The following is a 15,453-nucleotide window of genomic DNA, read 5'->3' on the forward strand; positions in this document are numbered from 1 at the left end:
GATCTTTATCTCATTTCTGTAGGGTCGGCATTTATGCCGACCTGTTCAATGTCTCACCCTGCCCCAACCTTTCTAACAACCCACTTCTGCGCTGAGTGCGTAGCTGCACCGCGCGGCGAAACACGCTGTCATCGCTATATACCGTCAGCTGGCTGCGGGCGCGGGTAATAGCGGTATAAATCAGCTCGCGCGTCAGCACCGGCAAAAACTGCGCGGGCAGTACCAGCGCGGTGTGATCGAATTCCGACCCCTGGGATTTATGCACCGTCATCGCCCAGGCAGTATCGTGTGCCGGTAACCGGCTCGGCTGTACCGCTTTGATGGTGCCATCCGGCAGCGGGAAAAACACCTTGAGCAGGCCTTCCTCGTCCCACAACGTAATGCCAATGTCGCCATTAAACAGCCCGAGCGCACTGTCGTTGCGGGTCACCATCACCGGTCGCCCCTGATACCAGCGGCTACCGCCGGTTGGGCGCCGGAGAAGCTGTAGCTGCATCAGTTTCTGTTCAATACGCTGATTCAGTCCCTGAACGCCAAACGGCCCTTCGCGCAGCGCGCAGAGCAGCTGATAACGCCCAAAAGCATTAATAATTGCAGCGGGTTCGGCCCGCTCAGCGATCAGCCGCAGATAGGGGCGATAACCCTCAGCAACCTGGCTCAGCATCGCCTGATAGGCATCAACATCATTCAGGGGCTGACGGGAGATATCGCTAAAGCCCGCGCCGAACGCCTTCTCAACTGCCGCCGCATCGCCGTGATTAACGGCAGTCGCCAGCTGACCGATTCCGGATTGCGCATCGAAGCGATAACTTTTACGCAGCAGACAAATGGCATCACGCACCAGCGGCGCAGCGGCATCCTCCCTGCCCGGCACGTCACAGCCGGTTAGCGCGCTCAGCTGTGCCGCGCGTGACGGGCTGTAACCGGCCTCGGCGCAGCGGCAGATATCGCCCAGCACCGCGCCCGCTTCCACGGACGCCAGCTGATCGCGATCGCCGAGAAAGATCACCCGCGCCTGCGGTGGCAGCGCGGCGATCAGATTAGCCATCATGCTGAGGTCAACCATCGAGGCTTCATCCACCACCAGCACATCCAGATGCAGCAGATTGCCGGCGTGATAACGCAGACGCTGAGTTTCCGGCTGCGCCCCGAGCAGGCGGTGCAGGGTCGTTGCTTCAGCGGGAAAGCATTGCCGTTCGTCGTCGCTGACCGCAAGCTGGCGCAGCGCCTTACCGAGTGATTCGGTCAGGCGCGCTGCGGCCTTCCCGGTGGGCGCCGCCAGCTGGATACGCAGCGCGCCATCGCTGAGACGAATCAGCGCCGCCAGCAGTTTCGCCACCGTGGTGGTTTTGCCGGTGCCGGGACCGCCGGAAATCACCGCCGTTTTCTGGGTCAGCGCCACGGCAGCGGCGATCTTCTGCCAGTCTTCCGGCTGCGTGCCAAACAGCTGGTCCAGCACCTCGCGTACCCTCGCCGGTGCGAACTGTTGCGGTGCCGAACCAGCCTGAAAGAAACGCGCCACCTGGCCTTCGTTCTGCCACAAACGGTGCAGATAAAGCCGCTGCTGAGCCAGCACGATGGGCGTGGCTTGCGCGTTATCGTTCAGCGCAGGCCAGTCGTGAAACACCGCCAGCCAGTCCTGTGGTTCGCCTGCCGCCTGCCAGATGGCCTCAGCCAGCTCGGGATGGCGGCCGTTAAACAGCCCCTCGCGGGTCAGCTGGGTTAACGGCAGGCAGACATGCCCCTCGCCCGCTTCCGCGCTGAGGCAAGCCGCAGCCAGTAAACGTGCGGGCTGGCTGTCATCGGCCAGCAGGCGGGCGAACTGAATATCCAGCGGACGCAGCAGGTGCAGCTCCATCGCCTGGGTCAGCAACGTCGTCATGCTGCTCATGATGTCACGTCCTCCCCGCGAAACAGGCTGTCCAGCTGGTCAATAAATTCAATTGATGGACGGGTGTGGAACACCCCGTTATCCGGCGAGCTGCCATCCATACCGCGTAAAAACAGATAGAACACCCCGCCGAAATGCTGTTGGTAGTCGTAATCCGCCAGACGATGGCGCAGATAACGGTGCAGCGCCAGACTGTACAGCTGATACTGCAAATCGTAGCGGTGGTCGATCATCGCCTGGGCCATCGCCTGTGGCGTATAGGCGGTGTGGCTGTCACCCAGCCAGTTGGATTTGTAATCCAGCAGATAATATTTGCCCTGCCAGCGAAATACTAAATCGATAAAACCTTTCAACATACCCTGCACCTGACGGAAATCGAGTGCCGGTGCCGCCTGTGACAGCACATCGTGTTGCCGCAGCAGCGCATCCAGCGCATCAGGCCGCAGCAGGCCATCAATCGGCAGGTAAAACGCCATCTCCACCAGCCGATCCTGGGGCTGAATCCCCGCCAGATGAATGCCCTGTGCGTTGAGTGGCGTACTCACCACTCTGGCAATCCAGTCACTCAGCATCGGCTGCCAGTGCAGTGGGTAGCCATTTTGTTGCAGATGCTGTTCCAGCACTTCCCCGCCAGGCGGTTGGGTGAAATCCAGCGATTCAAACAGTTCGTGCAGGAAGGTGCCGGGTGCCGCGCCGCGCGGGAAATGGTGTGGCGTCAGTGCGGATAGTTGCGGCTCGCCCTGCTCTTCACCGGCGGCCTCCACATCAAACCCCGGCATTACGTCCAGCAAACGGCTGCTGCCGTGTTGTTGCAGGCCGGAATAGCTGGTGACGCGCCAGGGATCGGCCAGCGCCCGCGTCACTTCGCGCGCACTCAGAGCAAGGTCGCTGGCGGCCTGAGACTGCCAGCGCGTGGCGACAGAGGCCCCGGCCAGCACCACGTCAGTGCCCTCGCCGTTCATCTCAGCCAGCAGCGTTGCCAGTTGCCCGGCGCTGGCAGGTTCGCCGCGCTGGAGCAGAAAACCCAGCGCGCTTTTATGCAGATCGCTGGCGCCCTCTTTCTTGCGGGTGCCGCGGAACAACGGAGCAACGCCGACGCTACAGTGATAAATAGAGCGAGTCAGCGCCACATACAGCAGGCGCAGATCCTCCGCCAGCCTTTCCTGCTCCGCCAGTTCCAGGCTCGCCTCATCATTTTGTAAATCGAGCACTGCCGTGAAGTTTTCGCGGTCGTGATACAGCGCGGTATCGGCTTCACGAAAACCGGCAGCAAACGGCAGCCATACCAGCGGATATTGCAGCCCTTTCGACTTATGGATGGTGACGATTTGCACCAGATGGCGATCGCTCTCCAGGCGCAGTTGCTGGCTGGCAGACTGGCTATCCGGGCGGGCAATTTGCTGCGCCAGATAGCGCACCAGCGCATGTGGACTGTCGAGCTGAGATGCCGCTTCCTGCATCAGTTCGCCAAGGTGCAGCAGATCGGTCAGACGACGTTCGCCGTTTTCCGAGGCCAGCAGGTTTTCCGCCAGATGACGCTCCAGCATCATTTCGCGCAGCATCGGCAGAACGCCGCGCTGCTGCCAGATCTGCTGCCAGCGGGCAAAGGTATCAACCAGTTGATCCCAGCCGCGCGCATCCTGATCGAGCGCATCGAGCTGGGCGGCATCAAAGGCAAACAGCGACGTTGCCAGCGCCGTGCGCAGCATCCGCTCCTGCTCCGGCGCCAGAACCGCCTGCAATAGCCACAGCAGCTCGCGCGCTTCCGGCGTGGTATAGACGCTGTCGCGGTTCGACAGGTACACCGACGGGATCGCCAGCTGGTTGAGCGCTTCACGGATAAGATTGGCTTCATTGCGGCTACGCACCAGCACGGTGATATCCGATGCCTGCACCGGGCGCAACGCCGCCGCTTTCCCCAGCAGGGCGCGTTGTTCCTGCCCTGCCTGCAACCAGTTGCTGATATCTGCCGCGCACTGCTGCGCCATCAGCTGCTGATAATCTCCCACGCTGCACCCTTCACCGGGTTGCAGCCAGAAGCGCAGTGCGGCCTGCGGTTGCTGATCAAGATTCAGGGTTAACGCCTGGTTCGGCGGGGCAAATTTCACCGGCAGAAACGGAATGTCGGCAAACAGGAAAGGGGCCGCAAGGCGGGAAAAAAGACGGTTTACGCTCTCGACCATCGGCGGTGACGAGCGCCAATTGGTGTCGAGCGTGTAGTGGGCGCTGACATCGTTACGCGCGCGGATATAGGTAAAAATATCGGCGCCGCGAAAAGCGTAGATCGCCTGTTTGGGATCGCCAATCAGCAGCAACGCGTGCGCCGGTTGCCTGACGTAAAGCGTGCTGAAAATACGGTATTGCAGCGGATCGGTATCCTGAAACTCATCAATCAGCGCCACCGGATAACGCTGGCGGATCGCCTGCGCCAGCTGCGGGCCACCTGGTTGTTGCAGCGCTTCATCCAGCCGACTCAGCAGATCATCAAACCCCAGCAACGCATGCAGCCGTTTCTCCTTGCGCACGGCGCTGCGAACTTCAGTCAACGCCCGGGCAATCACCAAATCACGCAGGGAAATCGGCTGAGCCAGGAAGTGGTCGATAGCGGCAAACAGCGCATGATGCGGAGCCTCCCCTTTTTTGGTCTTGTCGAACAGGACCTGCTGTCCAAAGCGAACCAGCTCCGGCGGCACCTGATAATCACGCGTCTCACTTTGCGCCCACAGCGAAATTTTGCTGACCCACAGCGGCAGGTTTTTACTGCTGTAGCTGCGTTTATCAACCCCGGACTCGCTAATCAGACGGGTAATCTCTTCGCCCACCGCCGCCCAGCGTGCTTTGATGTCGGCAATGCGCGCCAGGTTTTGCGCATGACGCGCCGCCAGCGTTTCATCCGCCGCCGGGGGTGACTGCAACGTCGGGGATTCACCCTGTAACCAGGGTTTCAGGGTGGACAGCAGCTGCTCCGGGCCACTCCACTCGGCAACAATGGCACGCGCCACATCCAGCGTCAGGGGATAACAATGGCGTCGCCAGAAATCGGCAGTGGCCTGTTTCAGCAACAGCTGTTCATCTTCAATCAGCTGCTGTTCAAACAACATGCCGGATTCGAACGCGTTCAGGTTGAGCATACGCTGGCAGAAACCGTGAATGGTGAAGATCGCCGCTTCATCCATCTGCCGTTCTGCCGCCAGCAACAGCGAGGCGGCATCCGCGGGTTGCGGCATTTCCGTCAGCAGCTGCGCCAGCATCGGATTGCTACTGCTACCACGAATACATGCCAGCCGCAGTTCGTGAATGTTTGCGCGGATGCGCCCGCGCAGCTCGGCGGTGGCGGCCTCGGTAAAGGTCACCACCAGGATCTCCTCCACCGAGAGCGGCCGCGTATAAGCCCGCTCCCCACCCAGCCCCAGCAACAAACGGAGGTACAGCAGGCCGATGGTGAAGGTTTTACCGGTCCCTGCTGAGGCCTCAATCAGCCGTTCACCGCGTAACGGCAGCGTCAGCGGATTGAGCGATTCAGGCTGCTGACTCATTTGCCGTCACTCTTCACCGGCAGCGACTGCTGCAACTGCGATACTTCCTGCCAGGTAGTCCAGCCCGGCAGCTGCGCATAATCATCTTTCACGGCGCCATCGTGGCTGCCGCCGATCTGCGAAATCATCGCCATGCCCTGCTGCGCCAGCACCGCCTGATGGAAGAAATCCGCCAGGCCAGTCGGCGTCAGCTGCTGAAGCTGCGCAATCACTTTCTCACGCGTATCAAAGGCAAAATTCTGGCGGTTGAAGTCGCGCTCGTAGCGATTGGCTTCCTCATCCAGCGTTTGCGGACGCTGCTTCAGGTCATTGATCATTGCCTGTTGATACTGCGCGAACTCATCCGGCTTCATGCTGCGCAGGCGCTGTTCAGCCTGCGGATAAAAGGCCTGGAAGCGCTGCCACAGGAATGCGGGCTGTTTGCTGTTACTCTGCAACAGGAAGCCGATGCCCCACTGGCGGCCAACAGGCATCTGGAAGGCAAACACCGCATAGCCCAGTTGTTCCACCGTACGCAGCTGGTTGTAGAACCACGGCTGCACGATTTGGCTCAGCATCGAGCTGTTGGCCATGCTCTGATATTCGCTATAGCCGGTTGGCACATAGAGCGCACCCAGCGCTGAATCGGTGCTGCTGCCCGCCTTCTGCAAATTGGCTTTCAACGGCTTATCTATCGCCACGTAGTTGCTGTGCCAGTAGCCATGACCGTCACTTTGCAGCTGCTGCTTCAGATCTTCACCCAGTTGCTTAACCCGGTCGGCAGGCAGATTTCCGACCACCATCATTTCCGGCGTACTGTGGTGAATCAGCGCATCACGGTAGTCCATCACCTGTTTCAGGGTGATGTCTTTCACCAGTTTGCGACGGGCTTCGCGCTGGGTATACGGCAGCTGCGACAGCATCTGCATCGGCTGAATCGCCAGCTCAAAGGCTTTGCCTTTGTCCGCCGATTCCAGCTGGTCGAGATACCAGGACTTGGCCTGTTCCAGCTGCTGATCCGTTGGCGTGAAGGTGGCATAACCTTCCACCAGCTTTTTCAGCAGTTCCGGCAGACGTTGGGTAAAGCCGCTGGCATTAAACACCAGGCCATCATCTTCACCGGTGGAGAAGCTGATCCCCCCCACCGAGGCCTGCGAGTTCAGCTGATCCAGCGCCAGGCTGGAAAGGTAGTCATTCAGACCAAACAGCACCTGATTCTGCGCATCGCTGATGGCGGCTTTGTTGCGTAACGCCAGGGTAATCGCCGCTTTCGGCTCACTGGTGTAGAACTGGCTCGGCATCCAGAAGATACGCATACTGTCACCCGTGGTAAGCGCTACCGGGTGGGTATAGGTTTTGCCATCGGACGGCATGATGGTGAAATCCGACGGGATGTAAGGGTTAAGGGTCGGCAGTGACAGCTGGATGCTGCCTGCGCGCTGCTGCCAGTCACTGAACTGCGCCGCGCTGATTTTATCGACCTGATAAGGCGCATTAACAAAGTACGCCTCCTTGTTGTGCGGCTCCTGCGGGCTGATGTACCAGATACGCGCATTTTGCGGCGTCATCTCCGCCAGACGCGCCTTGATAGCGGCCGGATCATAATCATCGGCCAGATACGGGGCATCCAGCGCATGGTCGACCGGTACGCGCAGCATGGTATCGACCAGCCATTCGATGTAATCCATATCGCGGGTTATCGACGGATAGCGGAAATCCAGCGCCAGCACATGGGAGACTTCATCGAAATAGCCTTTGTCGATACCTTTGTCGCGCAGCATATCGAGATAGCTGAATATCGCCGCCACCACTTCATCACGCTGTGCCAGACCTTTGTCCGTCAGTGAAACGGTAATGGCAAACACACCGCTGGTGCGCTCGGTCATTGGATCAGCACCGGCGTTAACACCGTCCGCCAGTCCCTGCCGTTGCAGCCAGTCATTGAGGGTGTTTTTGCTGCGATTGCCCAGCAGATAGCTGATCAGAGTGTCCGTTTTGCTGCGGAAGCGATCGCTGTTGTTCGCGATGCGGAATTCAATTTTCAGCTGCTTGCGCGGCTGAGCAGGCACGTAATGAATGATGATGCCTTTCTGCGCGTCGGTGACCACCGGCACGGTAATGTCCGGCACGCTGGCCTGATGATTTTCCACGCGGCCAAAGGTTTGGGCGGCAATATCTGCCATCTCCGGCAGCGGCTTGTTGCTGTAAATCACCGCCTTCATCAGGTTGGCCGAGTAGTGGCTATGGTAAAAATCGAGCAGCGCCTGGTGCAGCTGGCTGCCGGGTTTATCCCGCAGCGTGTCGAGATTTCCGCCGGAATAACGCGAACCGGGATGTTGCGGGTTGAGGGTTTCAGCCCCAACCTGTGCCATACGTAAACCGTCACGCGAGCGCGCCATAGTCAGTTCCGCATTCACGGCATGACGTTCACGATCGGCATTCACCGGATCGAGCAACGGCTCGGCAATGGCATCCGCCAGACGATCGACCGCCGGTTGCAGCGCGTCATTCTCCACTTCGAGGTAGAAGGCAGTGCGGTAAGACGCGGTGCTGGCATTATGGCTGCCACCGTGTTTTTTCAGGAATTCGGCAAGGTTATCCGGCTGTGGATAGCGTTTCGATCCCATCAGCACCATATGTTCGAGATAGTGCGCCAGCCCCAGCTGCTGATCAGGATCATCAAGCGATCCAATCGGTAATGTCAGCGCCGCCAGTGATTTAGGCGCGGCGGGATCGGAGACCAGCAAGACGGTCATACCGTTTGCCAGCGTTATCGCCTGGTAGGCGCGTGGATCGTGATCGCTCTTACGAATGGTTTCATTGACTGGCTGCCAGCCACGTTGTTCATCAGCAACGGCACTCAGTGCCGTGATGCTCAGCAGCAGCGCCGCTATCCAGCGTGCGTAAATCCGCATTTAAACCCCTTACGTTACCCTTTACCGCTGGCTGTGCACCCGGCGGTCAAAAAAAACTTTTTTATTGTGGTGAGGACGACATCCTGTAACACCGTCACCCGATTGCTATTCATCATCGTGATGCGCAAGACGTACCGGCAAATACCAGCGTCGTGCAGCATCAGTGATTGCTTCTACCGCCGCGTCATCAAGCACGCGGCTCAGGCGCTGCAGGTAAGGATCGCTGCCCTCGCCCTCCAGCTGAAAACCACCCTGCCAGGCCTGTAACAGCCGACTGCGGGCTTTATTCTGTGTTGCTTCGTCATCAAGTAACTGACGGGTTTTCGCATCGAAACTGGCTTCCAGCCAGGCGCCGCCGGATTTATTCAGCAACATCAGCGGCTGCGCTAATCCGGCCTGATACCCGTCCATATACGCCTGCAACAGACTCAGAGCCTGTTCACGCGCCACCGCCGCAAAACGCCAGCGGCTCTGTTTGCGACCATACATGCGGCTCTCACCGCTGCCACCCAGCGCGCAATAAACCAGATGTTCCAGCCACAACAGCAGACCATCGTTCATATTCAACACACCGGGACGCCAGCGCAGCAGTCCATCAGCTTGCACCTGAGTCAGCCAGCCGGTCAACTGCACATCCCCGAGGGGGAGATCCACTTCCCAGCTTTCTGCGGCCAGGCGCTGACCGCTCACTTCCGCAGCAACGTCCTGCATCTCTTCGGTCTGGCTTTGCCAGAAAAGTTCCCCAAATGCGCCATAAGGTAAATTCCCTGCCGCGCGATGGCGTGCATATAACTGCGCCGGATCGTCACCCGCCACCAGGGTATTCAGCAATTGCGCGTTGATTTGATAGCGTTCCAGGCTGTCTGGCGCGAATGGCTCGCTGTCCGGCAATTCGCTCTCTTCCATCCAGAATGCAACGCCCAGCCGTTGCTGGAACCAGGCGCGTACCGGATGACGCCAGAAACGCAGCAGTTGCTCCAGTGACACCGTGGTTTGCGGCGTCGCGGCCAGCGGCTGGACAAAATCGGGCTGCGCCTCGCCACGACCGGCGGCAGCTGGCAACCATTCCGCCGCAAAACTCTGACCATAACGATTCGGCTGGAAGTTTTCCGCAGCAAACGGCATACGGCTGTGCAGCGTCTGTAAATGTTCCCGCACCCGCTGCTCGCTGAGATCCGGCTCGCAGGCTTCGTCGCCCGGCAGACAGAAGCTCTGGCCAAGATAATCGACCAGCTCCGTTACCAGCACCGACGGGTAGCGTTCGGTATTGTCCTGAATGGCGCGCCCGATGTAGCTGATATACAGCTGCTGCTGCGCGGAGATTAACGCTTCAAGAAACAGATAGCGGTCATCGTCACGGCGGCTGCGATCGCCTTTACGCATTTGCTGCTGCATCAGGTCGAAGCCAAGCGGCGCCAGGGTGCGCGGATAAACGCCGTCGTTCATGCCGAGCAGGCACACCACTTTGAAAGGAATCGAGCGCATTGGCATCAGCGTACAGAAGTTGACCGGCCCGGCGAGAAAACGCTGGCTGATGCGTTGCTGATCAAGGCGTGAGCGCAGTTCATCGCGCAGCAACGTTACCGGAATGGGCTGCGCATAGGCAGCCTGCATCCCCTGCTCAATAATCTGTTTCCACTGCGTTTCCACCAGCAGCAGTGCCGCCTCGCTTTCGCTATCGCCGCTGAAGAAGCTGTCAATCAGTTCACGGCATAACGGCAGCCAGTCACTCAGGGGGCGTTCCTGCGCCAGCCGCGTGCGCCAGGCCTCCAGCCTTGCAAGCAGCTCCGCCAGATGCCCCGCCAGTTCGGCAATCAAACCGGTGGATTCGTCATAAGGCAGAATGCCCTGCCAGTCGCCATTCTGGCTTTCCAGCGCATAGCCCAGCAACATGCGTTGCAGGCCGAAACGCCAGGTATGCTGCCCGGTAACCGGTAACGCCAGCGCTTCCACACTGGCATCGTCCAGCCCCCAGCGAATGCCGGATTCCATCACCCAACGACGCAGCAGGCGTAAGCCGCTCTCGTCCACCGAGAAACGCTGCGCCAGCGCCGGGACTTCCAGCAACGCCAGCACCTCTTCAGAAGCAAAGCGACTCTCCGGCAGGCTGAGTAAGCTGAGCAGTGCCAGAATCGCCGGATGTGCCTGGCTGGCCCGGCGATCCGAAATGGCGAAAGGTAAATAGCGGGGGGCCGGTGCGCTGGCGAATACCGCCTGGATAAAGGGGGCGTAGCTGTCGATATCCGCCACCATTACGATGATATCGCGCGGTTTAAGCTGGGGATCGGCTTCCATCAGCGCCAGCAAATGATCCTGCAACACCTCCACTTCGCGCTGCGCGCTGTGGCAAACCTGAATGGTCAGCGACCGGTCCTGCGGGTCCAGCGGACGTTTGTCCTGGCTGCCAGCCAGCTCGCCCGCGTTGACGCCGATGACCGCTTTATCATCCAGATTCAGCAAATCCGCCTGCAGGGCATGGAGCAGATTATCGGGCGGCATCTCGACAAAGGCATCAATATCGTTGGCGGCGGCGTCCATCTGACTGAGCAGAAACAGGTTGTCGCGCCCCAGTTTGCCCCAGGACGCCAGCAGCGGATTGGTGAGCTGCTGTTCCCCTGCCGCATTAAACAGCGCCGGGGCCGCAGCGGGGTCGCGGAACAGCGCCTGCTGCTCATCCGAATGCAGGCGACGGCGCTGGCGGCTTTGCAATTTAGCCAGAAACGCATAATCCTGGATGTCGCCCCAGTAATGACGGCAGGGATTGGTGAACAGCAGATGAATATCAATGTGGCGGCCCAGCGCTTCCAGTGCCTGTAAATAGACCGGCGGCAGCGCGGAAATACCGCAGATAAAGACGCGTGGCGGCAGACCCGGCGGCGGGCTGCTTGCCTGTTCCAGCGTCTGGATGAAGCGTGCATAGAGATTGGCGCGGTGCCACAGTGGCTGACCAAGGCTGGCGGTAAAGCTCACCAGATCGCACCACAATGCCGCCTGCCACTGCTGCGATTCGGCTAAGCCTTCGATCAGTTCGCCACGTTCCCAGCTGTTCAGCCAGTCAGCGCGATAGACCAGATATTGGTCAAACAGGTCAGCCACGCGGGCGCTGAGCTGGTAAAGTTTGCGTTTATCGTCGTCGTCATGCAGGTAATGACGCAGCGACTGAAAGGCGTCCTGCTCCAGCAGCGCAGGCAGGCGATGCATCAGTTTCCAGCTCATGCTGGCTTTGGTAAAGGCGCTCTCCTGCGGAATATCCGGCAGCACCTGCACAAACATGTTCCAGATAAAGGTGGCGGGCAGCGGAAAGTCGATGTTCGCCGCAATACCAAAGCTGTGCGCCAGTTCCATCTGTAGCCATTGCGCCATACCGGGGCTTTGTACCAGCACCTGCTCAGCAGCGAGCGGGTCGGCAAGGGGTTGGCTTTCAATCAGAATTCCTGCCAGATTTTTTAACAGGTCAAGCTGATTGGAGTGGTAAACCCGGAACATGGAGTCTCCTGTGTGAAAGAAAAACTGCGCAGCCTGGTCACTCTACCCTGTATCGACGGGGATGCCTACCGTAAGGGCAGATTCACGGCGATGAACAGTTCAGTCGTGCCAGCGAGGCTTGCCGCTGCTGCGGTCCTCTAACCGTTACGCGTTCCAGTATGCAGCCGCCCGGCAACGTTTGCTGCTGACGATCGATCTGCCAGCCGGGCGCATCACGCCCCAGCACTGCCTGCCCGGCAACCAGCCACGCCTGACGTTGCTGCCATTGCTGGCTAAAACCCAGCGCTAGCGCCCGGTGATAGTGCAGCAGCGCGTTGAGGCTCATCGCCAGCAGCAACATCGCCACCAGGGTTTCCGTCAGGCTGAACCCCTGTTGTCTGGCACAGCGTGGCATTTGCCAGCGGACAGTAATCAATCCAGCCGTGAGCCTGCGCCGTGGCCTGATGGCCGCGCAGCGAGACCCAGCGATACAACGCCAGCGCACGCCCCACACCGCTTCCCTGCAATAACCCATGGTCATCCTCCATGCGCAGCAGACAACTTTGCCACTGCTCAGCCGTCCATAACTGACATTGCCAGCCTTGCACCTGCGGCCAGCTTTGAGTCGCGCCCCATTGCAATGCCCCCTGTGCCAGCCAGAAATCCTGTTGATGATGTTGTTCATCCGCCACCAGCACCATGCTTTGAGCCAGCTGGGTACGGGTGACATGCAATGTTAGCCCGCCCATCAGCAACACCAGCACCACCATGCCGAGCGAACTGTTGCCTGCCTGTTTCACAGGTTTTCTCCGACCACCCAGTTCTCCAGCGCCACTGACTGACCGCCCGCCTGTCCCGTCAGTTGCAGGCGCAGACGCTCCCCCTGACGCTCAACATTAAATTGCACCACGCTGAGAAAACCGGGATCGGTCAGGCGCTCCCAGCCGCTGCTGCTGCATTCATCCACGCCACGCTGCATCTCAATCTGCCCATTGCTGAGCCGATAGCCATATAAATCGCTGTCGCTATGACCGACGCCTTCCCAGCGGCCATTGCTGTTTTCATCCCAGCGCAGCAGCATGCAGCTGCCATTCGCGTTGAGGGTGAGTGCCGCGCCGCTGCACTCCCCGTGGCAGTAGCCCGCACGTCGCAGCGCTTTTTGCAGCGTCTGCATAATCTGCTGAAGCTCCTGTTGCAGCTGGACCCGCTGTTGCAGGCGCAGATTTTCTGCCAGCAGCAGTGGCAAAAAACGCCCCACGCTGAGCATCAGCACTGCTCCCACGGCCATCGCAATCAGCATTTCCAACAGGCTGAAGCCCGCCTGTTTCATTCGCATCCTTTCTCCCCCATCAGGCAGGCACGAATGCGTGCACGCGCCGAGATGATCACCCGCCAGCGCCCGGCGTTGTTTTCAATGTCGATACTGCCTGCCCGCGCCACATCCCGACGTCCGTAAAAACCGGGTTCGCCAGTCATTCCCACCAACCGTACGCCGTCATAGGGCGGCACAAATACCCAGCGTGACGTCGCCTGACACCCTGCCGCCGGACGCGTTCCACTGCCCAGGCAGCCCGCCTCACCCGCTTGCAGCCATAGGGTGGTGTCGGCATTGTGCCAGCTGGCATAGGCGCGCAGCCGCAGTAAATAACCGTGCAATTGCAGCACGCTGTCCCGCAGTTGCTGGTGCTGCTGCCAGCGCTGCCAGCCCTGTAAAGTGCCGAGGCTGAGTACGCCCGCAATTACCATCACCAGCAGCAGTTCCGGCAGAGTGAATCCGTGTTCGTCGTTTCTGTTCATGGCCGCCAGACTGCGCCGATGCAGGTCCGGTCACAAGGCGGAGAAATGGATGCTGGAAAGGGTTACGCAGGAAAAGTGGCGAAGTCGGTAAGCGGGTACAGAATGTTGCGAGGCACATAACAAAAAAGCCCTGCACAGGCAGGGCTTTTAATTGCAGGGCAGAGGTTTACACCGCAACAGGCGCTTTGATGGCCGGATGCGGATCGTAACCTTCAATTTCGAAATCTTCGAACTGGTAGTCAAAGATCGAAGCCGGTTTACGTTTGATAATCAGCTTCGGCAGCGGACGCGGCTCACGCGTCAGTTGCAGCCGTGCCTGTTCCAGATGGTTGCTGTACAAATGGGTATCACCACCGGTCCAGACAAAATCGCCCACCTCAAGATCGCACTGCTGCGCCACCATATGCACCAGCAGCGCATAGCTGGCGATATTGAACGGCAGGCCGAGGAAGATATCGCACGAACGCTGGTACAGCTGGCATGAGAGCTTACCGTTCGCCACGTAGAACTGGAAGAACGCGTGGCAAGGCGCCAGCGCCATCTGATCCAGTTCACCCACGTTCCACGCCGATACAATGATGCGGCGCGAATCCGGGTCGCGTTTCAGCTGCTCGATGACGCGGGAAATCTGGTCGATCTCTTCACCACTGGCGCTGCCCCAGCTGCGCCACTGTTTGCCGTACACCGGGCCGAGATCGCCGTTTTCATCCGCCCACTCGTCCCAGATAGTGACCTTGTTGTCTTTCAGATAGCCGATGTTGGTTTCACCTTTCAGGAACCACAGCAGCTCATGAACGATGGAGCGTAAGTGGCACTTCTTGGTGGTAACCAGCGGAAAACCGTCCTGCAAATTGAAACGCATCTGGTGGCCAAAAATGGAGAGCGTGCCGGTGCCGGTACGGTCAGCCTTTTCTGCGCCTGCATTCAGCACATGTTGCATCAGGTCCAGATACTGTTTCATTTTACCTCTCGGGGTTGTTGCTGCGGGCGACGACGATACGCCCAGATCATCATAATCACGCCTGCCAGAATCATTGGGGTAGAGAGAATCTGTCCCATGCTGATGCCGCCGTCGAACAGGCCCAGCTGCGCATCCGGCTGACGGAAGAATTCAACGATGATACGGAACGCGCCGTAGCCAATCAGGAACAGGCCAGAGACGCTGCCCATCGGACGCGGCTTGCGAATAAACAGGTTGAGAATGATGAACAGCACCACACCTTCCAGCATCAGCTCATACAGCTGCGACGGGTGACGCGGCAACACGCCATAGGTGTTCAGCAGCGACTGATACTGCGGATTATTGGCTGCCAGCGCCACGTCTTCGCTGCGCGAACCGGGGAACAGCATGGCAAATTTGAAGTCCGGCGCGACGCGGCCCCACAGTTCGCCATTGATAAAGTTGCCGAGACGGCCAGCACCCAGACCAAACGGGATCAGCGGCGCAATAAAATCAGACACCTGGAAGAAAGTGCGTTTGGTACGACGGGCAAACACCAGCATCACCACAATCACACCGATCAGACCGCCGTGGAACGACATACCGCCATCCCAGACTTTAAACAGATACAGCGGGTTTTCGAGGAATAACGGCAGGTTGTAGAACAACACATAGCCAATACGGCCACCGAGGAACACGCCGAGGAAACCTGCATACAGCAGATTTTCCACTTCCTCTTTTTTCCAGCCGCTGCCGGGCTTATTGGCGCGACGCACCGCCAGCCACATAGCAAATATAAAGCCCACCAGATACATCAAACCGTACCAGTGGAGCGAAATCGGCCCGATGGAGAAAATCACCGGATCGAATTGGGGAAAAGCGATATAGCCGTTAGTCATCTTTCACCATGGAATTTTCTGCCCTGAAAAC

At 59.1% G+C, this 15,453-nt stretch carries 10 protein-coding genes; all 10 read right to left on the reverse strand.

Going from position 1 to position 15,453, the window contains the following annotated elements:
• Positions 1 to 31: 31 nt before the first annotated feature.
• Entirely contained in the window at positions 32 to 1,891 is a 1,860-nt protein-coding gene (gene recD, locus AC6I8V_RS15970; protein ID WP_497843204.1) for an exodeoxyribonuclease V subunit alpha, read from the reverse strand.
• Positions 1,888 to 5,427, reverse strand: a complete 3,540-nt coding sequence (recB, locus tag AC6I8V_RS15975; protein ID WP_497843205.1) for an exodeoxyribonuclease V subunit beta — start codon at positions 5,425 to 5,427, stop codon at positions 1,888 to 1,890. Before recB ends, recD begins: the two co-directional genes overlap by 4 nt.
• On the reverse strand, positions 5,424 to 8,321 hold the full coding sequence (gene ptrA, locus AC6I8V_RS15980; protein WP_497843206.1) for a pitrilysin: 2,898 nt from the start codon (positions 8,319 to 8,321) through the stop codon (positions 5,424 to 5,426). The genes recB and ptrA overlap by 4 nt, the downstream gene beginning before the upstream one ends.
• Positions 8,322 to 8,426: 105 nt before the next feature.
• Positions 8,427 to 11,807, reverse strand: a complete 3,381-nt coding sequence (recC, locus tag AC6I8V_RS15985) for an exodeoxyribonuclease V subunit gamma (RefSeq protein WP_497843207.1) — start codon at positions 11,805 to 11,807, stop codon at positions 8,427 to 8,429.
• Positions 11,808 to 11,889: 82 nt separating this feature from the next.
• Positions 11,890 to 12,168, reverse strand: coding sequence for a prepilin-type N-terminal cleavage/methylation domain-containing protein (locus AC6I8V_RS15990; RefSeq protein WP_497845856.1), 279 nt, complete (start codon positions 12,166 to 12,168; stop codon positions 11,890 to 11,892).
• Positions 12,080 to 12,586: a DUF2509 family protein gene (locus tag AC6I8V_RS15995; protein WP_497843208.1), complete on the reverse strand. Its 507-nt coding sequence runs from the start codon at positions 12,584 to 12,586 to the stop codon at positions 12,080 to 12,082. Before AC6I8V_RS15995 ends, AC6I8V_RS15990 begins: the two co-directional genes overlap by 89 nt.
• A complete protein-coding gene (locus AC6I8V_RS16000; RefSeq protein ID WP_497843209.1) occupies positions 12,583 to 13,122 on the reverse strand; it encodes a prepilin peptidase-dependent protein in 540 nt (179 codons plus the stop codon). The genes AC6I8V_RS15995 and AC6I8V_RS16000 overlap by 4 nt, the downstream gene beginning before the upstream one ends.
• Positions 13,113 to 13,583 carry a prepilin-type N-terminal cleavage/methylation domain-containing protein gene (locus tag AC6I8V_RS16005; RefSeq protein WP_497843210.1) on the reverse strand — a complete coding sequence of 157 codons (471 nt, stop codon included), beginning with the start codon at positions 13,581 to 13,583 and terminating at the stop codon, positions 13,113 to 13,115. Before AC6I8V_RS16005 ends, AC6I8V_RS16000 begins: the two co-directional genes overlap by 10 nt.
• 166 nt (positions 13,584 to 13,749) lie before the next feature.
• On the reverse strand, positions 13,750 to 14,544 hold the full coding sequence (gene thyA, locus AC6I8V_RS16010; RefSeq protein ID WP_497843211.1) for a thymidylate synthase: 795 nt from the start codon (positions 14,542 to 14,544) through the stop codon (positions 13,750 to 13,752).
• Positions 14,541 to 15,422 (reverse strand): prolipoprotein diacylglyceryl transferase, encoded by an 882-nt coding sequence (gene lgt / locus AC6I8V_RS16015; RefSeq protein ID WP_497843212.1) that lies wholly within the window; start codon positions 15,420 to 15,422, stop codon positions 14,541 to 14,543. Before lgt ends, thyA begins: the two co-directional genes overlap by 4 nt.
• Between the last annotated feature and the right edge of the window lie 31 nt (positions 15,423 to 15,453).

The sequence above is a fragment of the Pantoea sp. X-Soil-TKNS-1207 genome (assembly GCF_059730485.1).